The sequence below is a fragment of the Curtobacterium sp. PhB137 genome (assembly GCF_003814955.1).
Classification (GTDB): domain Bacteria; phylum Actinomycetota; class Actinomycetes; order Actinomycetales; family Microbacteriaceae; genus Curtobacterium.
This window is the reverse complement of record NZ_RKQO01000012.1, coordinates 31,791-54,778: the sequence shown is the minus strand read 5'-3', so window position 1 is coordinate 54,778 and position 22,988 is coordinate 31,791. Positions and strand designations below refer to the sequence as shown.

Below are 22,988 nucleotides of genomic sequence, written 5' to 3'. Positions count from 1 at the left end.
GGCCTCCTCGTCGGCACCGCCACCATCACCGCACAGATCAAGTAACACCCCACGTACTCCGGCTGTGCATGGCAGACCGGAACGGCCAACGCCCCGTCGCTCGCGACGGGGCGTTGCTCGTGCGTGGAGAAACCGGGTCAGCGAGCCCGCGCTCGGTACGCACCTGGCGCAGTCCCGCACGCACGGGTGAAGTGCACGTAGAAACTCGACTGCGACCCGAATCCTGCGGCGTGCGCGATCTCCGACGTCGTCATGGACGTCGTCGCGAGCAACCGCTGCGCCTCGGCCACCCTGCACCGTGTCAGGTACTCGACGATCGTGGTGCCGACGTCCTGTCGAAACACCGACATCGCGTAGTGCGGGTGCAGGTGTGCGGCCGCAGCGACGTCAGCGACCTCGATCGGTTCCCGGAACCGGTCGACCACGAACCGCACCATGTCGATCACGCGGTGCATGGCATCCGCGGTGCCGTGCCCGCCGCCGGGCCGCAGGTCAACGGCGTCGCGGTGGTGCCGGAGCAGGCGACGCACGAGCGCCTGCGCCTCGAGGTTGGCGATGATCTCCGCACCGTCGTCCTCGAAGTCCCGCTGCCACGACTCGAGCATCGACTCGACGTCACGGCCAGCGGCTGCGGTCGGCACGACGACCGGGCGGTTCAGGAGCATCGCTCCGAGGTCGTGGTCGGGCAGTCCCCACGCCAGCACCTCGGCCAGCGGGATGTGCACCCAGCGGAACTCGCCCGTGCCGGTGCCGTCACCCACGAGCTGGTGCGGGGTCCAGCCCCAGAACAGTGCGATCTCGCCCGCGTGCACGCTGACCGGCGCCCCGCCGAACCGGTAGTCCAGGTGCCCCTCGAGCACCAGGTTCATCTCGAGGTCGTCGTGCCGGTGGGACGACGCCATGAGCGGGGCCGGGCCGCGGTGGCTCCAGTACGCCGCTTCCATCGTCTCCACGTCGAGCACGATGTCGAGACTACGTCAGCGAGGGTTTGCCCGCAGGTTCAGGCTCAGGAGGACGGCTGGTACCCCGTCACGGAGCAGTCGTCCACGGTGAGCGTGCCGCCAGCAGCGGCGGCGTTCATCGAGAAGACCTGCATCGCGAGCGAATCCCCGGCCTCCTGCACGTAGCCCGTGGCGTCGAGGCGCGTCCACACCCCGACGGTGAGCTCCCGGACGTCGAAGCCGGTCCACCCGGAGTGCGGAGCGATCGGTGTGGCCGGGGTCGTGGGCGGGTCTGATGGTGCCCACTCCCGACTGCGGAACGCGACGCTCGCCCCGGTCGTGCTCGGTCGGACCCAGCACGACGCCCGGAACCACGCGTGCCGCTGCGCATCGGTCGCCACGGTGCGCGTCGCGCCGACCGTACCGGCGGTGCTCGAGGCCGGAGTTACGGTGATCGCACCCTTGCCGTTGCGCGTCACCGTCGTCGTCCTGTCCACCGACCCATTCCCCATCGGCGCCCATCCATCCTCGCCGCGCTCGAAGCCGGGGTCGGAGAGCATCTCGCCGGGGGTGGTCACGACCGGGATCGACTTCGATGGCACGTAGGTCTGGACACCACAGGCGGTGGAGACGAACAACCGGTGCTGTGCGATCGCCAGGTTCCCGCCGGATCCGCCGTCCGCGCACGGTGCGACGAACTCACTGCGGCGGACGCCGGTCGACTCGTCGAGCGCCAGGACGGTCGTCTCGTCCGTGGATCCGCTCATCGACGTGATCCACACGAGACCGTTCGCGACCAGCGGGGCGCTGGCTGCATCCCACGGGAAGATGCTGTTCATCGGGAACGAGTGTGTCCAACGCACCGTGCCGGTGACCAGGTCGATCGCGCGCAGTGTGGCCGCCTTCGCGGGCGACGACGTGTCACCGTACGTCGTGAAGAAGCCTGTCCGGCCGTCGAACGCGATGGACTGGGCGGACTGCGGGAGCGTCCGCACGATCCTCCCGGTCTTTGCGCCGAGCACGATCGTCTTCGGCCCAGGCACGTAGACCAGTCCGTCGTGCAGGGAGGGCCTGGCGCTGCTCTGGTTCGGCCAGATGCCCGTCAGGTCCTTCGGGTACAGCGTGCGCCAGAGGCCGCGGCCCGATGCGTCGGACGCGGTGGCACCCATCCCGGACGCGTAGAACAGGCGTCCGCCGGCGACGAAGGACCAGCCAGGGCGGCCGACGTCGATCCGTGGTTTCCAGAGTGCCCCGCCGGTTCGAGCCGACAGGACGACGTCGTCGTTCGTGACGAGCCCTGCTCCGACGCTGAGGCTGCCACCACGGGTGCTCACAGGACCCGTCCACAGTCGACCGCCGGTCCGGGCGGAGAGCGAGTCGACCATGGTCTGACTGGTGGCGGGGTCGTCGCGCTTGACGTACACCGTGCCACCGGAGACGATCGCCTCGTCGACAGAGTGGTACTGCTTCCGCCAGACGAGGGCACCGGTCGCGATGGTGTACGCGGAAACGCTCGCGCACTGGTACTGCGACTCCGCCACGATCGTGAGGGTCCGGCTGACGCTGATCGAGGACGCGCCCACGCCGCCCGACTGCGGGCAGAGCGGCGGCCCGTTGCGCCAGCTCGGCGCGACGGTCGCCGGCACGGAATCGGTGAACTGGGCGTTCTGGTTCGCCCCGTCGTTGCCCAGGCCTGCCACGCTGTTGCCGCCGGATGGGTACGCCAGACGGGTCGGGACGATGGCGGGCAGCGCAGCGGCTGTCGTCGTCGCAGCGCCGGCCGAGGTCGGAACGACCAGGCCTGCGGTCAGGAGGCCGATCGCGACGAGCGTGGTGAGGGTGGGGCGCCATCGCATGGCGGGCTCCGTTCGGGTCCATCGGACGCCGAGCGTCGGCGCTGGTCGACCCTATCCTTCGAGGCGACCTCAGGTCGCACTCCGTCCGTGACCGATCCGAGGATCCTGGAACCCCACCGTCCCAAGCCGGAGGACCGCACACCCCCGCGCTTCCTACCGTCGACACATGACCAAGATTACCATCATCGGCGCCGGCGGCTTCGTCTTCCCCTTCCGCCTCATCGGCGACCTCGTCTCCTTCCCCGCCCTGCAGGACGCGACGTTGCACCTCATGGACCTCGACGCGGGCCGGGTCGCCCGCACCGCGACGGCCGCCCGCGAGCTCGTCGCCCACCACGGCCTCGGTGTCGAGGTCCTCGAGACCACGGACCGGCGCGCGGCCCTGGATGGTGCGGACGTCGTCATCATCACGTTCCAGGTGGGCGGCGTCGAGTCCTACAAGTGGGACGTCGAGATCCCGCGCAAGTACGGCATCGACCAGGCGGTCGGCGACACCGTCGGCCCGGGCGGCGTCTTCCGCTTCCTGCGGTCGGTCCGCGCGTACGAGGACATCGCCCGCGACGCCCTCGAGCTCTGCCCGGACGCCCAGTTCATCAACTACGCGAACCCGATGGCGATGGCCACGGCGTTCCTCAACGCGAAGGGGCTCCGGACGGTGGGGCTCTGCCACAGCGTGCAGGGCACGACCCGCATGCTGGCGCGCACGCTCGGCGTGCCGTACGACGAGGTCGAGTTCGTCAGCGCCGGCATCAACCACCAGGCGTGGATCCTCGAGTTCACGCGCCGCAACGGCGAGGACCTGTACCCGCGTCTGCGCGAGGTGATGACGGCGAAGCACCAGCGGGGCGTCGCGGCGTCCGACCTGCACGACGACGACGGCGACCACAGCGAAGCGGCTGCCGCGGCGAGCAACTACGAGGGCGGCAACGAGCAGGTCCGCACCCAGCTGATGCGCTCGTTCGGGTACTTCGAGACCGAGTCGAGCCACCACGCCAGCGAGTACGTGCCGTACTTCCGCAAAGACCCGGAGACGGTGCTCGAGTACATCCCGGAGCGCTGGGACTACTACGAGATCTGCCTGGCGCACGACGAGCAGGGCGACGTGGACACCCAGCTCGAGAAGCTCAAGGCCGACCTGACGCCGAGCGTCGAGTACGGCGCGAGCATCGTGAACGCGATCGTGACGGGTGTGCCGGCGGTCGTCTACGGCAACGTGCCGAACGCCACGGGCGTCATCCAGAACCTGCCGTCCGACGCCTGCGTCGAGGTCGCGTGCCTGGTCGACGGCAAGGGGGTGCAGCCGACGTCGTTCGGTGAGCTCCCGCCGCAGCTCGCCGCGATCAACCGCACGAACACGAACGTGCAGACCCTGGCGGTGCGTGCTGCGCTGACGGGCAACGTCGAGCACGTCCACCACGCGGTGGCGCTCGACCCGCTGACGGCGGCGCACCTGACGCTCGACCGCATCGCCGAGATGACCGACGAGCTCCTGCACGCCCACGCGGCGCTGCTCCCCGAGTCGTTGCGTCCGGCGGACGCGGTCACCGCGGCACCGGTAGCCGACCGGGAGGCCCGCCCCGCGCTCGTCTGAACCGTCGCGCCCGACGTGGGGTCGGGTCCAGGACGCGACCCCACGTCGGACGCGCGGCGCCCCGTGTGCGCACCCCGCGCCTCCCGGCCGACCTGAACGGCACCACGACCTCAAAGGAGAGGACCATGCCGACCCGACCATCCCCCCAGCTCGCCAGACGGGGGTTCCTCGCCCTCGCCGGCATCTCGCTGACCGGCGCGCTGGCAGCGTGCGCCGGCGGCGGCACGACCGGCCGCGGCGGGACGAAGCACATCCGCCTGTCCACCTGGAACATCCCGACGGACATCACGAGCTACCAGGCGATCGCCGACGAGTTCGTCGCAGCGCACCCCGGTACGAGCGTCGCCGTCGAGGTGACCACCGGGCAGTTCCACCAGTGGTTCATCACCCGGCTCGCCGCCGACCTGGCGCCGGACGTCATCCGGATCACCCCGCAGCAGATCGGCCGGTACGCCGCCAACGGCAGCCTGGTCGACATCTCGGGGTCCGTCCCGGCGGACTACCGGCAGGACTACAGCGACCCGTTCTGGGCGATCGGCGCGCGGGACGACGGCGTGTACGGCGTCTTCCAGCACACCGACAACTTCATCACCTACTACAACCGCGACGTCATGGAGCAGATCGGCGTCACGCCGCCGCAGGCCCTGGCCGACGCGTGGACGTGGGACGAGTTCCTCGACGTCGCGAAGGAGGTCAAGCAGGTCACCGGCAAGTACGCGTTCGGGTACGGGTGGTCGTCGCCCGAGACGGCGTACCGGTGGCTGCCGCTGGTCCACCAGAACGGCGGCGCGTTCCTCGGCGAGGACGGTGCCACCCCGTCGATGGACACCCCGGAGGCGATCGACGCCCTGGCCTTCGGCCGGAAGTGGTACGCCGACGGACTCGCGACCACGGGCAACCTCAGCAAGAGCGGCGGCGGTGACGTCTCGCGGAACCTGTTCCTGACCGGGCAGATCGGCATGATGCTCAACAACCCGGAGTCCATCGCGCAGCTCGACACCGACATGCCCGACAACTGGGGCACGGCCCCGATGATCCGCAACGTCGGCGAGGCGAGCGACCTGGGCGGCAACGCCCTGGCCGTCACGAAGTCGAGCAAGCACCCGGAGCTCGCGGCCGAGCTCGTGGCGATGATCACGTCACGGTCGAAGATGCAGCAGTTCTGCCACGACGGCAACTGGCTGCCCGCCCGGAAGTCCCTCGACGCGAAGGACATCGGGTACGCCGCGAACACCGACACGATGCAGCGGTTCATCGACCAGGGGACGACGATCCCGCTCTCGATGGTGAAGGCCGAGAGCGGCGAGTACTTCAGCTCGCTCAACGCGGTGTTCGCCGACTACCTCGACCTCTGCCTGCTCGGGCAACTGAGCCCGAAAGAGGCCTCGAACCAGATGATGGAGGCGATGCGCAGTGTCACTGCGAACTGAGACCGCGCCGGTCCGCACGACGGCGTCCACCGCCCCACCGACCGGCGGACTCCCCGCGGGCGGCGGTGCCCGCCGGAACCGGGGCCGCTTCGTCCCGTACGTGTTCATCGGCCCCGCGGCGCTGCTGTTCCTCGGCTTCTCGCTCATCCCGATCATCACGGCGATCGCGCTGAGCTTCCAGGACTCCAGCACATCGCTCGGCGACGGCACCTGGGTCGGCGGGAAGAACTTCGTCGACATGGGCTCCGACCCGCTCATCGGCACGGCGCTGCGGAACACGCTCGTGTTCACGCTCGGCACCGTGCCGACCTCGATGGCGATCGGGCTCGCGCTGGCCGTCGCCCTGAACCGGCCGCTGCCCGGGCGCTCGGTGTTCCGCGCCCTGTTCTTCGTGCCGATGGTCGCGGCCGGCGTCGTGGTGGGCGTCATCATGTCGTGGATCTTCAACGGCGACTACGGCGTCGTGAACAACCTGCTCGAAGCGCTCGGCATGGGGCGCGTGCCCTGGCTGACCGCTCCGGGGTGGGCGATGGCGACCCTGGTGGTCGTCGTGGTCTGGACCCGGATCGGCTTCTGCATGGTGATCTACCTCGGCGCGCTGCAGTCCGTACCCGCAGAGCTCAAGGAGGCCGCCGCGATCGACGGCGCCTCGCGCTGGGTGCGGTTCCGGACCATCACGTGGCCGCTGCTCCGCCCGACGACGTCGATCCTGCTCATCCTGAACGTCGTGTTCTCGTTGCAGGCCTTCGACGTCATCTACGTGATGACCGGCGGTGGCCCCGGCTTCTCGACGACCGTGCTGATCCAGTACGTGTTCCGGTCCGCGTTCATCGATGCCCGGATGGGCTACGCCGCGGCGCTCGGACTGGTGCTCGTCGCGATCCTGCTCGTGTTCACGCTGCTCCGGCAGCGCGCCAACCGCAAGGCGGAGGAGATGCTCTGATGGCCGTACTCGATGTCCGCGGTGCCCGCCGCCGTCCGGCTGGAGCCCGCTCCCGGCGCCGGCCCGGTCGGTGGGTGCTCGTCGCCGGGCTCACCGCCCTGGCCATCCTGATGGTGTTCCCGCTGTACTGGATGGTCGTCTCCGCGCTCACCCCCGGCGGGCAGTCGCAGAGCGGCACGTTCTCGCTGTTCCCGACCCGGCCGACGTTCGAGAACTACACGCAGGTGTTCAGCACGCAGCCGGTCTGGCGGTGGCTCGGCAACTCGGCGCTCATCACCAGCGTCGGCACCGCGTTGAGCGTCGTCGTGTCGCTGATGGCCGGGTACGCCCTCGCCAAGTTCCGGTTCGCGGGCCGGGGGCTGCTGTACTCGGCGTTCCTCGTCACGATCATGATCCCGATCCAGGTCACCCTGGTGCCGAGCTTCCTGGTCGTCGCGAAGATCGGCCTGGTCGACTCCCCCTGGGCGGTGATCCTGCCGACCGTGTTCGACGTCGTCGGGATCTTCATCGCCCGGCAGTTCATGCTCGGGGTGCCGGACGCCCTGATGGAGGCCGCTCGACTCGACGGCGCCGGCGAGTTCCAGACGTTCTTCCGGGTGGTGCTGCCCTCGTGCGGCCCCCTGGTCGGGGTGCTCGTGATCCTCGGCTTCATGACGCGGTGGAACGACTTCCTCTGGCCGCTCGTCGTGCTGCAGGGCAACGAGAACCTGACCGTGCCGGTGGCCCTGTCGACGCTGACGAACAACCCGGCGTTCAGTTCGCCGTGGGGTGCTGTGATGGCCATCGCGACCGTGACCGTGCTGCCGCTGCTCGTGGTGTTCCTGGCGTTCCAGCGCCAGTTCGTGCAGGGCATCGCCTCGACCGGCATCAAGTAGCCCGGCGGCTCGCGCCGGCACGGCGGGCGGCGGGCGGCGGGCGGGCGGCGTACCGAGCCGAATCGGGCGTACCTGGTCGATTCTTTCGACCAGGTACGCCCGATTCCGCATACCAGCGCAGTGGACATGGGAAAGAAACGACGGGAGGCACGGTGCCAGCTGGCACCGTGCCTCCCGTTCGTCGTCCGCGTCAGCGGATGATCGAGATGTTGTCCGCCTGCGGGCCCTTCTTGCCGGGGCCCACGTCGTACTGCACGTGGTCGTTCTCCTCGAGCGACCGGTAGCCGGTCGTCGCGATGATGCTGGAGAAGTGGGCGAACAGGTCCTCGGACCCGTCGTCGGGGTGGATGAAGCCGTACCCCTTGGCGTGGTCGAACCACTTCACGGTGCCGGTCGGCATGGTCGACAGCACGGCGTCAGTGGATGCGCAGTTGCGCGACCATCGGGCAGGCGAACGGGTCACGGGCAGCGAGCCCGACCCGGTTCAGGTACCGGACGACGATGCCGTAGGAGCGCAGCAGGGTGGTCTCGGTGTAGGGCACCTCGAGCGTGTCGCAGTGGTCGCGGACGAGCAGGCGGGCCTGCTTCAGCGCCGGTCGGGGCATCGACGGGAACAGGTGGTGCTCGACCTGGTAGTTCAGGCCGCCCATCAGGAACGAGACCCACCAGCCGCCGCGGATGTTGCGCGACGTGCGGACCTGGCGCGAGAAGAAGTCGACCTTGGCGTCGTGCGCGATGGTCGGCATGCCCTTGTGGTTCGGGGCGAACGAGGCGCCCATCATCACGCCGAACACGGCGAGCTGCACACCGAGGAACGCGCAGGCCATGCCGAACGGCAGGAACCAGAACACGACCGTCAGGTAGATGCCGAAGCGGGCGACGAGCAGCGCGGCCTCGAGCCAGCGGTGCTTGACGTCGGCCTTGGTGCCGTTGCCGGTGACGATGCTCTGCACCGCGTACCGGTGCAGGTTCAGGCCCTCGAGCGTCAGCAGCGGGAAGAACAGCCAGCCCTGGAACCGCATGAACGTCGTCATGAGCGGACCCTTGACCGCGGCGGCGTCCTCCGGCAGGAACCGGATGCCGTCGGGTGCGATGTCGGGGTCCTTGCCGACGGTGTTCGGGTTGCCGTGGTGGCGGGTGTGCTTGTTCATCCACCACGAGTAGCTGAGGCCGACCAGGAACGTGCCGAGCCAGCGGCCGGCGTGGTCGTTCCACTTCTGCGAGGCGAAGACCTGGCGGTGCGCGGCTTCGTGCGACAGGAACGCGAACTGCGTGAAGATCACGCCGAGCGCACCGGCGACGATGAGCTGGAACCAGGTGTCGCCGAGGAATGCGAACGCGACCCACGCGAGGGCGAAGGTGACGATGAGTGTGCCGAACAGCGACCAGTAGAACCCGGTGCGGCGGCGGAGGAGTCCGTTCTCCTTCACCTGCGCGAGCAGGGCTGAGTAGGTCGAGGTGCCCTTGGGGCTTCCTGTTCCAGGTCGAGTGCGGGTGTAGCCCGGAGCGAGCGGAGTGGTGGTCAAGATGGACCGACCTTCCGGTGCGGACCGGCCCTTCGGCCGGTTCGAGAGAGTTCACGCGATTGCGCTTGGTGCGACCCTAGGGCCTGAAGGTGCGATTCCACCTGACAATCAGCCTGCCCTGTCCAGCGGGCGTTGTGATGGCACCTGAAGGGGGTGTGCGTCCCCACGGGCGGACGGGAGGCGCGGGTCGCGCCCGCCCCGCGCCTCCCGTCCGCCGCACGCGCCCGACCAGGGCCGTGGCCCGCGCCGTCAGGTCGCGATCCGCGCTCCGGAGCGGTGCGACTCCGTCGCGGCGTCGGCGAGCAGGAGGGCTCGCCGGCCGTCCTCGAGCGTCGCGCGCGGGCGCTCGTCGCCGCGCGTCACCGCGACGAGGTGGGCGATCTCGGCCGCGTAGGCCTCGCGGTACCGGTCGCCGTAGTGGCTGATGGCGAGGTCGCCCGCACCGACGCCGGCGGTGGTCGACGCGCTGACCGAGGTCGCGGTCCGGTTGCCGACCGCGAGCGTGCCCGCCGGCCCGGACGCCTCGAGCCGCTGGTCGTACCCGGAGGCGTTGCTCCGCGCGTCGACGATCGTGACGAGTGCCCCGCCAGCCGTGGTCAGGGTGACCATCGCACCGGAGACGTCGTCGAGTGCGGCGACCTCGGGGTCGCTCACCTGGCCGACGGCGTGCACCGAGGTGACCTCGCCGCCGAGCCACCGGGCCATGTCGAGGTCGTGGATGGTCATGTCGCGGAACAGTCCACCCGACCCCGGCACGGAGGCGATGGGCGGCGGTGCAGGGTCGCGGCTGACGATGACGAGCTGCTCGAGGGGGCCGATCTCACCGGCCACCAACCAGTCGTGCAGGGCCGCGAACGACGGGTCGAACCGACGGTTGAAGGCCACGACGACCCGATCTGCGGCGGCACCGACGGCCGCGATGCAGGCGTCGACCCGGGCGATGTCGAGGTCGACGGGCTTCTCGACCAGGACGGCCTTGCCACCGTCGACCGCCTGCGTGGTGTGCGCGGCGTGCAGCGGGTTCGGCGACGCGATGACGACGGCGTCGATCGCCGGGTCGGCGAACGCGGCATCGACCTCGAGGGCGGCGGCTCCGTGGCGAGCGGCGAGCGCCGGTGCTCCGGACCCACCGGCGACCGCCGACAGGACGGCACCGTCGGTGCGGGCCACGTTGGCGGCGTGCACGGCCGCCATCTTGCCGGCGCCGATGATCGCGATGCGGACGTCGGCGATCACGAGGCGTCGACCCGGATCGCTTCGAGCCCCTCGACCACGAGCGCGTGGTCGTCGTGCATCTCGAGGCCACTGACCCCGACCGCACCGATCAGGCGGCCCTGCAGCAGGAGCGGGAACGCACCGCCGGCCGCCGCGTACTCGTTCGTGTCGAGGGCGCCGTCCTGCTTGAAGCTCCCGCCGGCGGCCAGGTAGGTCGCGCGGACGCGCAGCGACGACTGGCCGAAGTGCCGCACGACGCGGAACTTCCGCTCGAGCCAGGCGTCGTTCAACGCAGCGGCGCCCTCGGTCGCGGCGTGGAAGACACGCTGCTCGCCGAACACGACGGCGAACCCGATGGCGTGGCCGCGGTCGATCGCCGCCTGCCGGAGCCAGGAGCCGAGGCGCCACGAGTCGTCGAGGTCGAAGGACGGGAACGTCAGGCGCTGCTCCTCGGCCGCGAGGGCATCGCGCAGGGCGGTCGGGTCGAGGTCGCGGTAGTGAGCGCCGTCGGGGTGGGCCATGATCTCTCCTTCGAGGTGGTCCGGAACGCCTTCTGGAACGTTCCAGCGCGCTGAGCGTACCGCCCCCGACACGCCTGAGCGAACGCACAGAGCCGCCGCCAGGCACCATGGAGAGCATGGCAAGCACCACCTCCGCTCCCCCGCCCGGCCCCGTCGAGACGACGTCGAAGGTGCGGCGGTGGGTGTTCTGGCCCGCCGCCGTCCTCGTGCTCGGTTTCGTGGCGTTCACCCTGATCTCCCCGTCGAGCGCCGAGGCGATGTTCGTCGGCCTGCAGGACGGCATCGTCAAGAACTTCAGCTGGTACTACGTCCTCGTCGCCGCGTTCTTCGTCGGCTTCTCGCTGTTCGTCGGCTTCAGCAAGTTCGGCGACATCAAGCTCGGCAAGGACCAGGACGAGCCCGAGTTCTCGACCGGGTCGTGGTTCGCGCTGCTCTTCGCCGCTGGCATGGGCATCGGCCTCGTGTTCTACGGCGTCTCGGAACCGCTCAGCCACTTCGCCTCACCGCGCCCCGGCGTCACCGGCACCGAGAACGAGCTCGCGCAGCAGGCCCTCACCCAGACGTTCCTGCACTGGGGACTCCACGCGTGGGCGATCTACGTCGTGCTCGGCCTCGCCCTGGCCTACGCCATCCACCGCCGCGGCCGTCCGGTGTCGATCCGGTGGGCGCTCGAGCCGCTGCTCGGCAACCGGGTGCGCGGCGGGTGGGGCAACCTCATCGACGTCATCGCGCTCGTCGGCACCCTGTTCGGTGTCGCGACCTCGCTCGGCCTCGGGGTCATCCAGATCGGCGCCGGGCTCGAGAGCGCTGCCATCGCCGACAGCAGCATCGTCAGCCAGATCGCCATCATCGCCGTGATCACCGCGGTCACCATCGTGTCGCTCGTGACCGGTGTCACCAAGGGCATGAAGATCCTGTCGAACTTCAACCTGCTGCTCGCCGCCGCACTGCTGCTGTTCGTGCTCATCGTCGGGCCGACCCAGTTCCTGCTCCGCGACTTCGTGCAGTCCATCGGCGCGTACCTGCAGAACATCGTCGGCCTGTCGTTCAACGTCACCGCACAGCAGGGCGCCGAGGGCGTCGCCTGGCAGGGCGCGTGGACCACCTTCTACTGGGGCTGGTGGATGTCGTGGGCGCCGTTCGTCGGCGTCTTCATCGCGCGCATCTCGAAGGGCCGAACGGTCCGCCAGTTCGTGTTCGGCGTCCTCCTCGTCCCGACCGCGCTCACGTTCCTCTGGTTCGCCGTGCTCGGCGGCGCCGCCATCCACCGCGAGACCGACGGCTCCGGTGGCCTGGTCGGCTCGGACGGCTCGGTCGACCTCGAAGGCTCGCTGTTCGCCCTGCTCGGCGACCTGCCCGCCGGAGCGGTGCTGACCTTCGGCGCGATCCTGCTCATCGGCGTGTTCTTCGTGACCTCGTCGGACTCCGGGTCGCTCGTGATGGCGATGATCGCGTCCGGCGGCGACATCGAGCCGAAGAACTGGCTCCGCGTCTTCTTCGCCACCGTCTCGGCACTGCTCGCCGTTGCCCTGCTGCTGAGCGGCGGGCTTAACGCTCTCAAGACGGCGGCGATCACCACGGCGTTGCCCTTCAGCATCGTGCTGCTACTCACCTGCTGGTCGACGATCATCGCCTTCACCCGCGAGCGGCGGGCGTACGACAAGGCCGAACGCGAGGTCCTGCTCGAACACGTCGGCGCGTACTACGGCCTCGAGGTCGAGGGGCCGTCAGAGCGCGCGCCGCGATCGGCCTTCGGTCGGCCGTGGGCAGCCGTCAAGAAGCGCGTGCGCGGTGGGTCAGCGGCACACCCGGCCGCCACCGCCCTCGACGACTTCCCGATCCGGACGCAGACGGTGTCACCCGACCCGGCGGTCGACGCGAGCCTGGACGACGGGCCGGCTGCGGAGAGCGCGCCGCGCCCGACGGACGGATGACGGACGGGAGGCTCGTGGCGGGGCCGCCACGGGCCTCCCGTCCGGCAGCGGTCACGACCAGGGCGTCGCGCTTGCCCCGACACGAGGGGCTCAGAGGCGCTTCTCCATGCAGTAGCTCGTCGGGTCGTCGGTGTACGGCCCGAACCGCGGGACCTGGCGGTAGCCGAGCTCCTCGTACAGGGCGATCGCCGCGACCTGCGGCAAGCCCGTCTCCAGTTGCATCGTCGAGATGCCCCCGGCCAGCGCATGTGCTTCGAGCGCCTGGAGCAGGGCACGGCCGACCCCGAGTCCTCGGGCCTCGTCGGTGACGAACATGCGCTTGACCTCGCCGGATCCGTCGCGCCGATCAACCAGCGCCGCCGTACCGACGGCTACATCACCCTCGCGAGCGACGAAGAGCGAGACCCCGTCGGCTTCCAGGGCGTCGACGTCGAGGCCGTAGTAGTTCTCGGCCGGGTACAGAGCCAGGGCGAAGGCGTCCCCCTGGCGGAGCAGGCTGAGGACGTCGTCGCTGCGAGGGCTCTCGATCTGGATGGAAGGCACGGCCGATTGTACGAGTTCAGTCGGCGACTGGGCGTCGTCCCGCCGAGGACTGGAACCGCACCAGGTACCCGTCCGGGTCCTGCACGAGGAACTGGTCCACGCCGGCCTGCTCGTTCCCGACGTCGTACCACTTCGTCTCGGGCTGCATGAAGAGTTCGGTCCCGGCACGGAGCAGGGTGGCGGCGAGCGCGCGGCTGTCGGGCACGGTGATCTGGAAGTTCACGCCTCGGCCGAGCGGGCGCTCGAGCGGGCCGGTGATCCAGTTCCGACCGACGCCGACCTGTTCGAGCATGAGGTGGGCAGTGCCGAGGGCGATGTACGCGAAGCGCTCCTCCGGCCGGGAGTAGCGGGTCTCGAAGCCGCACAGGCCGCACCAGAACGCCAGGCTCCGGTCCAGGTCGGCGACGAGGAGTTCGGGGACGAGTGCGGGCTCGGGCGTCACGCTCATCGGAACAGGTCGAGGTGCGGCGTCGCGCCGGGATCGGCCATCTGCGCTTCGGTCTCGCGCACCAGCTCGTCGACGCGGGCTCCCCACTTGCGCATGAAGACCACGCGGACGATGCCGATGACGGTCCACAGCACGGCGATGACCCCGCGCCCGATGCCCGCGGGGTCTCCCTGCAGAATGTCCGGCACGGCGAGCGCGGCCCACAGGACGCCCAGGCTGATCCAGACCCACCCGGTGACCGCGCCCTGCGACGTCTGGCGGCGCAGGAAGCGCCTCCGGATCGCGACCGGGACACCGGTCGGGTCGGCTCCACCGCGCAGCCACCGGTTCATCGCTCGGTACGAGCCGTAGCCGCCGAAGCGCGACCAGCTGCCCAGGATGAGCGCGAAGCCACCTGCGGCGAGGACGGCCACGACGACGAGGACGACCGTCTGGGACATCTCCGGAAAGTCGAGGCCGACCAGCATGAGCCACAGCCCCACGAAGAGGGCGGGGACGCCGAGGAGCTGTGCCCACCCGATGAAGTCGAGTTGTCTGATGCTCACCATTGCACTCTACGCACGCCCACCACCGCCGTCAGATGCCGGGACAGGAATACGTCGATGCGGCGTCGTGCGAGGATTCGTCGACCACATCGACGAAGGGCTCGATCATGACCACCGCGCGCACGTTCCACCTGATCAGCACGCCGCTGCTGGCCGTCGGGTTCCTCGGGGTCGGCGCGCTGATGGCCGACGTCTACTACGGACCGGAGGGTGGGGGTGCCAACATCGGCCTCGGGCTCGTGATGCCACTGTGCCTCGGCTCCGGCGTGGTCGGCATCGCGATGGGGATCGCGGCCCTCGTGACGACGTGGTCGGCCGGCCGCGCCGAACGTTCGCGCCAGCCACGCCCGGGGCACCTCCCCGAGGTTCCATGACATGCCGCGTGCACGTCGCCGAGGTTCCACGGGCAGGCTCCGCGGCGCGTGAGATGCCCGAATCTTGGAACCTCGGCGCGCTCACCACCCCGGCACGGCCACCCGCACCGCACTGATCCGCCCCGCACGCGTCTGCGCCGTGGTCGCCGGGTCGTAGCTGTCCGCCGTCGCCAGGTACAGCGTGCGGCCGTCCTCGCCCCCGAGCGCGCAGTCGATCGCGCACAGCCCCGGCGCGTCGATCCGGTCCGTGACCTCGCCGCCCTCGAGGACCCGGAGGAACTCCCCCGTGTCGACGGAACAGACCCAGACGGCGCCGTCGCGGTCGACCGTGCTGCCGTCCGGCGTGACGCCACCGGGCAGCGCTGCCCATTCGCGTCGGCCGGTCAGCGACCCGTCGGGCTCGATGTCGAACGCGGTGAGACGGCCGCCCCACGTCTCGCTCACCACGAGGGTCCGGGTGCCGGGCAGGACGTTCGCGCTGTTCGGGAACACCAGCCCCTCGGCGGCGAGGCGGAACGAGCCGTCCTGCTCGATCACGTACAGCGGACCGGGGCGGAGCTCCTCGCCGCCGTACAGGTCGTAGCCGAAGGCCCCGATGTAGGTGCGGCCGGTCGCCTCGTCGACGACGAGGTCGTTCAGGAGCGACGACTCCTCGCCGGACAGGTCGGCGAACACCGACGCCTGGCCATGATCGTCGACGGCGACGACCCTGCGGGACTCCATCGAGCTGACGACGAGTCGCCCGTCGGCGAGCCACCCGAGCCCCGACGACTGGCCCTCCACCGTTGCCTCCAGGCGCGGAGCCGCGGTCGAGGTCGGGTCCATCGAGAAGACCTCGCCGGTGTGCATGTCCGAGTACCAGAGCCGCCCGTCGTGCCAGCGGTTGCCCTCGGGGAAGCGGATGTCGGTGACGACGTCGGTCGCGGAGTCCAGAGTGATGTGCACCGATCCACCCTGCCAGTCGCACCCCCGCACCACCCGGTGGTCTGGCACGATCGAGGCATGCCCCTCGACGGAACTCCCCTGGAACGGCTCGGCTTCCTGACAATCGGGTCGTTCGACCCCGCCCGACCGTCCGAGGGCCACGAGGACACGCTCCGGGTCATCGAGCGTGCGGAAGCGCTCGGCTTCGACAGCGCGTGGCTGCGCCACCGGCACCTGCAGCACGGCATCTCCTCCCCCGTCGCGGTGCTGGCCGCGGCGTCGCAGCGGACCTCGCGGATCGAGCTCGGCACCGCCGTCACGCCGATCGGCGCCGAGAACCCCTTCCGGCTCGCCGAGGACCTCGGCACCGTCGACGTGCTGTTGGGCGGGCGGCTGAACCCCGGTTTCTCGGTCGGCACCCCGATGAACTTCGACCTCTACAAGGACGCGATCTACCCCGACACCGCCGAGCACGAGGACCTCGGCAACGACCGACTCCTGCGCTTCCGTGCCCTCGTGCGCGGAGAAGCGGTGACCGGAACCGGAACCGCGACCGGCACCGTCGAACGCCGAGGGATCGAGGAGTTCGCGAGCACCGTCCAGCCGCACAGCACCGGCCTCGCCGACCGCATCTGGTACGGCACCGGCAGCACCAAGTCGGCGGTCTGGGCCGGCGAGAACGGCTTCCACCTGCTCACCTCGAGCGTCACGCGCAGCGAGGTCGGCACGGACTTCGCCACCAACCAGCGCGCACAGATCGAGGCCTACCTCGACGTCCACCCCGATCCCAGCACCGCTCGGGTCTCGCAGGGCCTGGTCGTCATCCCGACCGACACGGCGACCCGCGAGCAGGAAGCACGGTACCGCGCCTACGTCGAGAGCCGGTCGGGCCGCGTCGGCGTGCCGATGGGGCCCGCGGGGATGCTCTTCGCCGCCGATCTCGTGGGGACCTCGGCGGAGATCGCGGACCGGTTGCGCGCCGACGCCGGCTACCAGGCGGTCACCGAGGTCGCCTTCGCGCTGCCGTTCTCGTTCGAGCCGGACGACTACGCGCAGATCACCACGGACATCGCCGAGCACCTGGGTCCGCAACTCGGCTGGGCGCCGCGACCGGCGGCCTGAGAACGGCGCCAGACCGCCGGACGGGAGGCACGTGGCCAGCTCGCGCCGTGCCTCCCGTCCGCCCTTCGGTCGCGCCCAGGGCGCGTGATCAGTCCTGCTGGTCCGCCTCCACCGCATCCTGCAACCGCTCGAGCACGTCTGGCACCGCCGAGCGCACCCGGCTCCAGCTCGGGATGAACGGCTTGTCGTCCGGGCGCGCGCTGAAGGCGCCGCCGGCGTCGAGGATCGCCTTGGTGAAGAGCTCCACCGCGGCTTCTTCGGCGTGCTGGTCGAAGCCGAGGCCGCTCATCTCCGCTTCGTGCCGGTAGACCTCGACGATGTCGAGGGCGTTCCGGTAGTACGTCGCCTTGAGCACCCGGAACGAGTCCGAGGTGAGCGGGACGCCCATCGTCGCGAGCTTCCGCAGCAGCGACTGCACGATGTCGTTCCCCATGCGGGCGAGTCCGCCGGTGCCGTCGGCCTCGGCGAGGGGCTGGTGCTTGTGGTCGTACGCGTCGGCGATCTCCACCTGGCACACCTGCCGGGTCGCGTAGTCGCGGTAGACCTCGGACAGCATGCCGATCTCGAGGCCCCAGTCCCCCGGGATCTTCAGGCCGTTCAGCACGTGCGCGCGCATCGCGAACTCGCCGGACAGCGGGTACCGGAAGCTGCTGAGGTACTCCAGGTACTCGGACTCCCCGTAGACCTGGCGGAGCGACCGGAGCAGCGGGCCGACGAGCAGGCGTCCGACGCGACCGTTGATCCGGCCGTCGGCGACGCGGGCGTAGTAGCCCTTCGAGAACTCGTAGTCGAACGCCGGGTTCGCGACCGGGTAGAACAGCCGCGCGAGCATGCCCCGCTCGTACGTGGTGATGTCGCAGTCGTGCAGCGCGATGCACTCCGCGCGCTCCGACGCGAGCGCGTAACCCGTGCAGTACCAGACGTTCCGGCCCTTGCCCGGCTCCCCCGGTGCCAGCCCCTCGCGCTCCAGCTCGGCGTCGAGTTCCCGCAGGCGCGGCCCGTCGTTCCACAGGATGCGGTGCCGCTGCGGCAGCCGAGCGAAGAACTCCCGCGCGTGTTCGAACTGCGAGCGGTCGGCGCGGTCCAGGCCGATCACGATCTCGCTGAGCCAGTCGGCCTCGGCCAGCTCGTCGACGATCCGTGAGAGCGCCGGGCGTTCGAGCTCCGAGTACAGCGCCGGCAGGATCAGGCTCATCGGCCGCTTCTCGGCGAAGCCCCGCAGGTCGTCCTCGATGCTCGCGGTGCTGCGGCGGCCGAGGTCGTGGAACGTCGTGATGACGCCGTTCTGGTGGAAGTCGCTCATCGGTGGCTCCTGAGGTGCTGTTCGCGGTGCTGTTCGCGGTGGTGTCCGAGGTGGTGTTCGAGATGGTGTCCGAGGCCTTCGCTCCATCCGAGCGGGCCGGGGTGCGTCGTGCGGTACACGCGCTCGGGTCGGTCGTCGGCGAGCGGACCGGGTGCCGGGCCGTGGCCGCGGACGACGACCGCCAGGTCGACGGCGTCGAGCAGCGCCGTGTCGTTCGGGCCGTCGCCGAGCCCGACGGTGCGCGGAGCGGTGCCGGTGCGGCGTGCGTGGTCGGCGACGAGCAGGCGGACCGCGGTGCCCTTGTCGCGCCCGGCGGGCAGGACGTGCCAGAAGCGGCCGCCGCGAACGAGGTCGAGGCCGGCCGCGGCGAGCGCTGCGCGGAACGCGTCGGCGCGGTCGTCGTCCTCGGCGTGCCAGAGCAGGACCTCGGAGGCTTCGCGCCGCCGGGCATCACCGGCTGCTTCGAGGTCGAGGCCGGTCCAGGCGGCGACGGCCTCGTCGGTCTCGCCGCCGAAGGTCGCGAAGTGGAGGTCCAGGTCCGCTCGGGTGCGGTCGAGGGCCGTGCGGAGACGCGCGAGGTCGGCGTCCGCGGGGCCCGCGCCAGCGCCGGTGGTCACGTTGCCGTCCGGTCCGACGACGATCGCGCCGTTCTCCGCGACGAACGCCTGCCCGTGCAGACCAGTCCGCCGCTGCAGGGCGGTGATCTCGGCCCGGGTCTTGCTGCTGCAGAACACCACCGGCACGCCGTCCGCACGCAGCCGCTCGAGCATCGGCAGGGCAGCGTCGAACGAGTAGTCGTGGTGGTCGAGGAACGTCCCGTCGAGGTCCGTGACGACCATCAGGTCCTGTGGTGGCATCGTGCTCCGCTCGCGGCTGGGTGGGCTGCGGGCGACGGTGCCCCGGACCACCCTGCCATGCGTGGGAGTCCGGTTGGTGAACAGGGGCAGCTATCGAGACGCTCCGTTCCGGGATCCGTTACGGATCCCGGTCCCGGCTTCGACCGGCGAAGGATCGCCGAGCAGTCGTCGGGTCCAGTCCGCAAGAGCCGCGGTCGCGGTCCTCGAGATCGCGGCACCGGGCATCATGCTCGTGAACCCGTGGAAGGCACCGGGCCAGACGTGGAGCTCCGCGTCGACCCCCGCTGCCCAGAGGCGGCTCGCGAAGGCGACGTCCTCGTCGCGGAAGACCTCAGCACTGCCGCAGTCGATGTAGGTGCGCGGCAGCGCCGACAGGTCTGCAGCACGAGCCGGAGCGGCGTATTCGGAGACGTCAGCGGTGGCACGGCGTGGTCCGAGGTACGCGTCCCATGCGAAGCGGTTCATCTGGCGGTCGGCGACCCCGACGCCGTCGATCTGCTGGGTCGAGACGGTCTCGTCGCGGTCGTCGAGCATGGGTGACACGAGGATCTGCGCCATCAGGTCGGGACCCTGCCGGTCACGGGCGAGCAGGGCGGTCCCCACGGCGAGTCCGCCGCCGGCGCTCTGCCCCGCGATGACGATCCGTGTCGGGTCGATGCCGAGCTCGTCGGCGTGCTCTGCGACCCAGACGAGACCGGCGTAGCAGTCCTCCACCGGGTACGGATCGGGGTACTCGGGTGCGAGGCGGTAGTCGACGCTGACGAGGACCACGTCGTGGTCGAGCAGCCAGTCGTCGAACGAGTCGAGGTTCCCGAGGTGGTGGCCGAACATCATGCCCCCGCCGTGGATCGAGTAGACGGCGGCGGTCGCACGGGTCGCACCGGCCGCACCGGCCGCACCGGTGCGCTCGACGCGGTCGATGATCGCGAGGTCGATGGGGTCACCGAGGTACCCCGGAACCGTGACGTTCCGCCGCTGGTACCCGCGGGACCGCAGGCGCTCGTCGAGGACGTCCTCGGGCACGTCGAGCTGCCGCATACGGGGCAGCATCTCCGCGGTGATGGTGAACGGACCACGGGCCTCGAGCGCCGTCAGGAAGGTCGCGAGTTCGGGGTCGAACGGCGGGCGGACGATGGTGTCGGACACGGGCACACTCCTTCGATGAAGAAGTGACGACTCCCGTGAGACGCGTGTGCGGTCCCGTCTGCCGGAGCAGCGCGGGATTTTTTCCCTCTGCGGACGACAGTAGTGCACACGACCCTGCGGTTCGCGCGCCGCTGTACAAGACGACCTCCATGTGGAACGTTAACCACTGAACTGTTGAACATCAGTTTCAGTGAGAGGAGTCGATGATGAACAAAATCGGTCAGCAGGCTCGACGGATTGCTGCCGGCTTCGCCGCAGTAGCTGTCGGCGGGACGGTGCTCCTCGGCGCGGTCCCTGCACATGCGCAGGGCGATGCCGAGGAGCAGGGGGTCGTCGGCGGATGGTCGGAGGGCGCCGGGACCATCAACGGCGCAGGGATCGGGATGTCGGTGTTCGCGGTGAACCACCGTGGTGCAGCCGAGAAGAAGACGATCAGCGGGACGACACACAAGCGCTCGCACGGTTGGACGACCTGGGCAGGCGTGAAGCACTACACGCGAGCGCGGCTCGAGCACGGCAGCAGCATCATCGCTGACTCTGGCCGGAAGTGGGGCAAGTCCGGCACTGAAGCAGTGACCGCGTGGAAGCCGTACCGGCCGAACCAGCCCGGCAGCGGTGTCGGCTCTGCGAAGACCTACTACGGCAAGTGACACATCGCAGTGGGTGCGAGCCAGTCGCTCGCACCCACTGCGGCGTGAGGAGAAGACGTGACGAAGCGACAGCTCACGGCGACAGCCGGCCTGCTCCTGCTGGCCATGCTCCTGACCGTGCTGATCGGAGTGTTCGACGCTCGTCGACGTGTCATCGCCGCGGAGGGCAACGATCTCCGCACCGGCCAGAGCGCCTGGGTGACCGCGACAGTCGACGAACTCAGGCGCGCCCGGGGCGCGTTCGCACCGGGAACGAAGGTGTTCGTGAACCTCGAGGATCAGGTCCGCGCCGTTGCGATCCTGTCGGGACGATGGACAGACGTTCCGCTGCACGACGGGCACGCGCTGACCGGGCGTCGCGGCGAAGCTCTCGTCGGCGCTGACGTCGCCGTCCGCGGCGACGACCTCGTCGTCGACGGCACGACGTACACCGTGGTGGGACGCCTCGGCGCCCGGGCAGACAGTCTGCTGTCCGATGCCGTGGTCCTCGCAGATCCGTCGCAGTTCTCGGCATCACCACAGCGGCTGCTCCTGGACGGCCCGGACAGTGTCCGCCACTACACCGCACAGTTCCCTGGCCGAAGCGTCGAGATCATCGACGACGGCACGAACCGCAGGACGAACGTCGACGCCGTGTCGCCGGTGCTGGTCACGCTCGGCGCGCTCGTCGTCACGCTCATCGCCGTGGTGGCTGGCCTGCAGGCTGGACGATGGGAGCTCCGTACCGCCGCCGTCCGCTTCACCACTGGGATCCGACCGCTGACCACCCTGTGCAGCGCGACCACCAGAGTCAGCGTTGTCAGCGCCGCCGCCTGTGCAACCGCATTCGTGGGCGCGGCAGCCGCGCGGCACACGACCTTCCTCGACCTCGACGTCGCCGTCGCCGTCGTCGCGGTCGGAACGGTCACGCTCGCCGTCTCCGTCGCCTCCTTCTGGCAGGGAAGCCGGCGATGGAACTGCTGAACGACCTCCGGTCCAACTGGACGATCCTCATCGCCAAGATCGTCCTGCTCGTGCTGCTCGCACTATGCTGGTACAACGTGGCGTCGTTCGCCCAGTCCACCTCGCAGGCCGTGGCCCAGGGCTTGTCCGCTGATGCCGACGTCGACCTCTACACGGTGATCGACGATCTCGACCCGGACGCGTTCGAAGCGATCCGACGAGACCAGCACGCGCTCGATGGAGTCGCCTCGTTCGTCGATCGCATCGACGACGAGCCCGGGTTCGACTTCATCTCCTCGTACGACCAACCCGTCACCGTCCAGGACTTCCGCGGCGACGATCGTTTCGACGTCGGCTACGGGACCGAGTACACGCTCAACGGGAAGTACCAGGACGAGTCCGGACGGAGCGTGCAGGACATCAAGTCCATCCAGCTCAACGAGACCGCGTACGAGTTCGCGGGGCTCTCCGTGCAGGACGGCGAGCCGATCGTCTGGGACGCCGTCGACTGGGGATCCGGGCGGATCCCGGTGCTGCTCGGCAACGAGTACCGCGGCGTGTACGAGCTCGGAGAGCGACTCACCGGAGCGGTCATCCTGCAGGAGCAGGAGCTCGAGGTCATCGGGTTCCTCGAACCGGACAGCGCCATGTACTTCCGTGGTGAGGCCAACCACTACCTCGATGACACCGTCATCGTGCCCTACCCGCCGACACTCGCCGGACTCGACCGAGCAGCACTCGACCGGCTGGATCCCGAGCTGTTCGCACGCCTCGTGTTCCAGGTGTTGAACGCCGACCTCGCCGTCGATCGCAGCCTCGATTTCGGTGGAGTGGTCGCGCGACTCGACGAGATCGGAGACGACACCGGCTTCGGGTCGTACACCTTGCTCGGAGTACCGACCTACCTCGTGCAGCTCTCCCTCGTCCGCCAGCTCATCCACGACAACCTGGTGCTCGTCACCGCGCTGCTCGTCGTGCTCACCGCGGGTGTGGCCATCGTCACGGCGTTCCTCAACCGACTTCTCCATCACCGTCGAGCGCCAGTCGCGCGGGTGCACCATCTCCTCGGGAAGAGCCCGAACCGCACGAACCGGCTGTTCCGCGCAAGCCGCCTCACCGAGTACGCCGCCGCGCTCGGGCTGTTCCTCGCGACGAGCGCGGTGCTCCCCAACGACAGCGCGCTGGCTCGATTCGGCGCGGGTGCCGCCCTCGTGCTCTGGTGCGTGGTGGACGGCGCACTCAGCCGACGAGCCGTCCGCATCGAACTGACCACCCAACACCGAAGGGGTACCCCACGATGAT

General features: G+C 69.9%; 23 protein-coding genes. 10 read left to right on the top strand and 13 right to left on the bottom strand.

What is annotated here, in order from left to right:
- Positions 1-137: 137 nt before the first annotated feature.
- Together EDF28_RS19040 and EDF28_RS19035 are read right to left on the bottom strand one after the other, a co-directional pair.
- Entirely contained in the window at positions 138-962 is an 825-nt protein-coding gene (locus tag EDF28_RS19040) for a helix-turn-helix domain-containing protein (protein ID WP_123939458.1), read from the bottom strand.
- 44 nt (positions 963-1,006) lie between these two features.
- The gene (locus EDF28_RS19035; RefSeq protein ID WP_123939457.1) at positions 1,007-2,797 is read right to left on the bottom strand and encodes a PQQ-binding-like beta-propeller repeat protein; all 1,791 of its coding nucleotides are present in this window, start codon (positions 2,795-2,797) and stop codon (positions 1,007-1,009) included.
- 166 nt (positions 2,798-2,963) lie between these two features.
- On the opposite strand from EDF28_RS19035, the gene melA reads away from it, so the two are divergent.
- The 4 genes from melA to EDF28_RS19015 all read left to right on the top strand — a co-directional run bounded on the left by melA (position 2,964) and on the right by EDF28_RS19015 (position 7,636).
- Complete coding sequence (melA, locus tag EDF28_RS19030) at positions 2,964-4,388, top strand: alpha-galactosidase (RefSeq protein ID WP_123939456.1); 1,425 nt, start codon at positions 2,964-2,966, stop codon at positions 4,386-4,388.
- A 125-nt stretch (positions 4,389-4,513) separates the two neighbouring features.
- Entirely contained in the window at positions 4,514-5,818 is a 1,305-nt protein-coding gene (locus EDF28_RS19025; RefSeq protein WP_243698142.1) for a sugar ABC transporter substrate-binding protein, read from the top strand.
- Complete coding sequence (locus EDF28_RS19020) at positions 5,802-6,761, top strand: carbohydrate ABC transporter permease (protein WP_123939455.1); 960 nt, start codon at positions 5,802-5,804, stop codon at positions 6,759-6,761. Before EDF28_RS19025 ends, EDF28_RS19020 begins: the two co-directional genes overlap by 17 nt.
- The gene (locus tag EDF28_RS19015) at positions 6,761-7,636 is read left to right on the top strand and encodes a carbohydrate ABC transporter permease (protein WP_260155097.1); all 876 of its coding nucleotides are present in this window, start codon (positions 6,761-6,763) and stop codon (positions 7,634-7,636) included. The genes EDF28_RS19020 and EDF28_RS19015 overlap by 1 nt, the downstream gene beginning before the upstream one ends.
- A 190-nt stretch (positions 7,637-7,826) precedes the next feature.
- On the opposite strand, the gene EDF28_RS19010 is transcribed toward EDF28_RS19015, so the two are convergent.
- From EDF28_RS19010 to EDF28_RS18995, 4 genes are all read right to left on the bottom strand, one after another.
- The gene (locus EDF28_RS19010; RefSeq protein ID WP_111086735.1) at positions 7,827-8,036 is read right to left on the bottom strand and encodes a cold-shock protein; all 210 of its coding nucleotides are present in this window, start codon (positions 8,034-8,036) and stop codon (positions 7,827-7,829) included.
- Positions 8,037-8,052: 16 nt separating this feature from the next.
- Positions 8,053-9,162 carry an acyl-CoA desaturase gene (locus tag EDF28_RS19005; RefSeq protein WP_123293869.1) on the bottom strand — a complete coding sequence of 370 codons (1,110 nt, stop codon included), beginning with the start codon at positions 9,160-9,162 and terminating at the stop codon, positions 8,053-8,055.
- Positions 9,163-9,411: 249 nt separating this feature from the next.
- On the bottom strand, positions 9,412-10,398 hold the full coding sequence (locus EDF28_RS19000; protein ID WP_260155096.1) for a Gfo/Idh/MocA family oxidoreductase: 987 nt from the start codon (positions 10,396-10,398) through the stop codon (positions 9,412-9,414).
- Positions 10,395-10,898 (bottom strand): heme-degrading domain-containing protein, encoded by a 504-nt coding sequence (locus EDF28_RS18995; RefSeq protein WP_123939454.1) that lies wholly within the window; start codon positions 10,896-10,898, stop codon positions 10,395-10,397. The genes EDF28_RS19000 and EDF28_RS18995 overlap by 4 nt, the downstream gene beginning before the upstream one ends.
- 107 nt (positions 10,899-11,005) lie before the next feature.
- Between EDF28_RS18995 and EDF28_RS18990 the strand changes: the two genes are divergently transcribed.
- Positions 11,006-12,832, top strand: coding sequence for a BCCT family transporter (locus EDF28_RS18990; RefSeq protein WP_395875497.1), 1,827 nt, complete (start codon positions 11,006-11,008; stop codon positions 12,830-12,832).
- Between the two features lie 90 nt (positions 12,833-12,922).
- Here the strand turns inward: EDF28_RS18990 and EDF28_RS18985 are convergent, their stop codons facing one another.
- Genes EDF28_RS18985 through EDF28_RS18975 form a run of 3 tightly spaced genes read right to left on the bottom strand, consistent with a single transcriptional unit; the run spans position 12,923 to position 14,368 of the window.
- Entirely contained in the window at positions 12,923-13,375 is a 453-nt protein-coding gene (locus EDF28_RS18985) for a GNAT family N-acetyltransferase (protein ID WP_123939453.1), read from the bottom strand.
- Positions 13,376-13,391: 16 nt separating this feature from the next.
- On the bottom strand, positions 13,392-13,823 hold the full coding sequence (locus EDF28_RS18980) for a VOC family protein (protein ID WP_123939452.1): 432 nt from the start codon (positions 13,821-13,823) through the stop codon (positions 13,392-13,394).
- Positions 13,820-14,368, bottom strand: a complete 549-nt coding sequence (locus tag EDF28_RS18975; protein WP_123939451.1) for a hypothetical protein — start codon at positions 14,366-14,368, stop codon at positions 13,820-13,822. The genes EDF28_RS18980 and EDF28_RS18975 overlap by 4 nt, the downstream gene beginning before the upstream one ends.
- A gap of 107 nt (positions 14,369-14,475) precedes the next feature.
- On the opposite strand from EDF28_RS18975, the gene EDF28_RS18970 reads away from it, so the two are divergent.
- A complete protein-coding gene (locus EDF28_RS18970; protein WP_123939450.1) occupies positions 14,476-14,742 on the top strand; it encodes a hypothetical protein in 267 nt (88 codons plus the stop codon).
- An 81-nt stretch (positions 14,743-14,823) separates the two neighbouring features.
- Here EDF28_RS18970 and EDF28_RS18965 read toward each other — a convergent pair whose 3' ends face one another.
- Positions 14,824-15,687, bottom strand: a complete 864-nt coding sequence (locus EDF28_RS18965) for an SMP-30/gluconolactonase/LRE family protein (protein WP_185094312.1) — start codon at positions 15,685-15,687, stop codon at positions 14,824-14,826.
- 57 nt (positions 15,688-15,744) lie between these two features.
- Between EDF28_RS18965 and EDF28_RS18960 the strand changes: the two genes are divergently transcribed.
- Complete coding sequence (locus EDF28_RS18960; RefSeq protein WP_123939448.1) at positions 15,745-16,788, top strand: LLM class flavin-dependent oxidoreductase; 1,044 nt, start codon at positions 15,745-15,747, stop codon at positions 16,786-16,788.
- A gap of 88 nt (positions 16,789-16,876) precedes the next feature.
- Here the strand turns inward: EDF28_RS18960 and EDF28_RS18955 are convergent, their stop codons facing one another.
- The 3 genes from EDF28_RS18955 to EDF28_RS18945 all read right to left on the bottom strand — a co-directional run bounded on the left by EDF28_RS18955 (position 16,877) and on the right by EDF28_RS18945 (position 20,094).
- A complete protein-coding gene (locus EDF28_RS18955; RefSeq protein ID WP_123939447.1) occupies positions 16,877-18,091 on the bottom strand; it encodes a glycosyl transferase in 1,215 nt (404 codons plus the stop codon).
- A complete protein-coding gene (locus tag EDF28_RS18950; protein ID WP_123939446.1) occupies positions 18,088-18,948 on the bottom strand; it encodes a mannosyl-3-phosphoglycerate phosphatase in 861 nt (286 codons plus the stop codon). Before EDF28_RS18950 ends, EDF28_RS18955 begins: the two co-directional genes overlap by 4 nt.
- A 90-nt stretch (positions 18,949-19,038) precedes the next feature.
- Positions 19,039-20,094: an alpha/beta hydrolase gene (locus EDF28_RS18945; RefSeq protein ID WP_123939445.1), complete on the bottom strand. Its 1,056-nt coding sequence runs from the start codon at positions 20,092-20,094 to the stop codon at positions 19,039-19,041.
- A gap of 206 nt (positions 20,095-20,300) precedes the next feature.
- On the opposite strand from EDF28_RS18945, the gene EDF28_RS18940 reads away from it, so the two are divergent.
- The 3 genes from EDF28_RS18940 to EDF28_RS18930 are packed head-to-tail and all read left to right on the top strand — an operon-like array spanning position 20,301 to position 22,987.
- Positions 20,301-20,744 carry a hypothetical protein gene (locus EDF28_RS18940; RefSeq protein WP_123939444.1) on the top strand — a complete coding sequence of 148 codons (444 nt, stop codon included), beginning with the start codon at positions 20,301-20,303 and terminating at the stop codon, positions 20,742-20,744.
- A 57-nt stretch (positions 20,745-20,801) separates the two neighbouring features.
- Positions 20,802-21,707 (top strand): hypothetical protein, encoded by a 906-nt coding sequence (locus EDF28_RS18935; RefSeq protein WP_123939443.1) that lies wholly within the window; start codon positions 20,802-20,804, stop codon positions 21,705-21,707.
- Positions 21,695-22,987, top strand: a complete 1,293-nt coding sequence (locus tag EDF28_RS18930; protein ID WP_123939442.1) for a hypothetical protein — start codon at positions 21,695-21,697, stop codon at positions 22,985-22,987. Before EDF28_RS18935 ends, EDF28_RS18930 begins: the two co-directional genes overlap by 13 nt.
- The last annotated feature ends 1 nt before the right edge of the window (position 22,988 follow it).

Bases quoted from the DNA above. Each gene is read 5' to 3' on its own strand.
- EDF28_RS19035 (WP_123939457.1), bottom strand. From the start codon at position 2,797: ATGCGATGGCGCCCCACCCTCACCACGCTCGTCGCGATCGGCCTCCTG.
- melA (WP_123939456.1), top strand. From the start codon at position 2,964: ATGACCAAGATTACCATCATCGGCGCCGGCGGCTTCGTCTTCCCCTTC.
- EDF28_RS19025 (WP_243698142.1), top strand. From the start codon at position 4,514: ATGCCGACCCGACCATCCCCCCAGCTCGCCAGACGGGGGTTCCTCGCC.
- EDF28_RS19015 (WP_260155097.1), top strand. From the start codon at position 6,761: ATGGCCGTACTCGATGTCCGCGGTGCCCGCCGCCGTCCGGCTGGAGCC.
- EDF28_RS19010 (WP_111086735.1), bottom strand. From the start codon at position 8,036: ATGCCGACCGGCACCGTGAAGTGGTTCGACCACGCCAAGGGGTACGGC.
- EDF28_RS18995 (WP_123939454.1), bottom strand. From the start codon at position 10,898: ATGGCCCACCCCGACGGCGCTCACTACCGCGACCTCGACCCGACCGCC.
- EDF28_RS18990 (WP_395875497.1), top strand. From the start codon at position 11,006: ATGGAGAGCATGGCAAGCACCACCTCCGCTCCCCCGCCCGGCCCCGTC.
- EDF28_RS18980 (WP_123939452.1), bottom strand. From the start codon at position 13,823: ATGAGCGTGACGCCCGAGCCCGCACTCGTCCCCGAACTCCTCGTCGCC.
- EDF28_RS18970 (WP_123939450.1), top strand. From the start codon at position 14,476: ATGACCACCGCGCGCACGTTCCACCTGATCAGCACGCCGCTGCTGGCC.
- EDF28_RS18960 (WP_123939448.1), top strand. From the start codon at position 15,745: ATGCCCCTCGACGGAACTCCCCTGGAACGGCTCGGCTTCCTGACAATC.
- EDF28_RS18955 (WP_123939447.1), bottom strand. From the start codon at position 18,091: ATGAGCGACTTCCACCAGAACGGCGTCATCACGACGTTCCACGACCTC.
- EDF28_RS18950 (WP_123939446.1), bottom strand. From the start codon at position 18,948: ATGCCACCACAGGACCTGATGGTCGTCACGGACCTCGACGGGACGTTC.
- EDF28_RS18940 (WP_123939444.1), top strand. From the start codon at position 20,301: ATGAACAAAATCGGTCAGCAGGCTCGACGGATTGCTGCCGGCTTCGCC.
- EDF28_RS18930 (WP_123939442.1), top strand. From the start codon at position 21,695: ATGGAACTGCTGAACGACCTCCGGTCCAACTGGACGATCCTCATCGCC.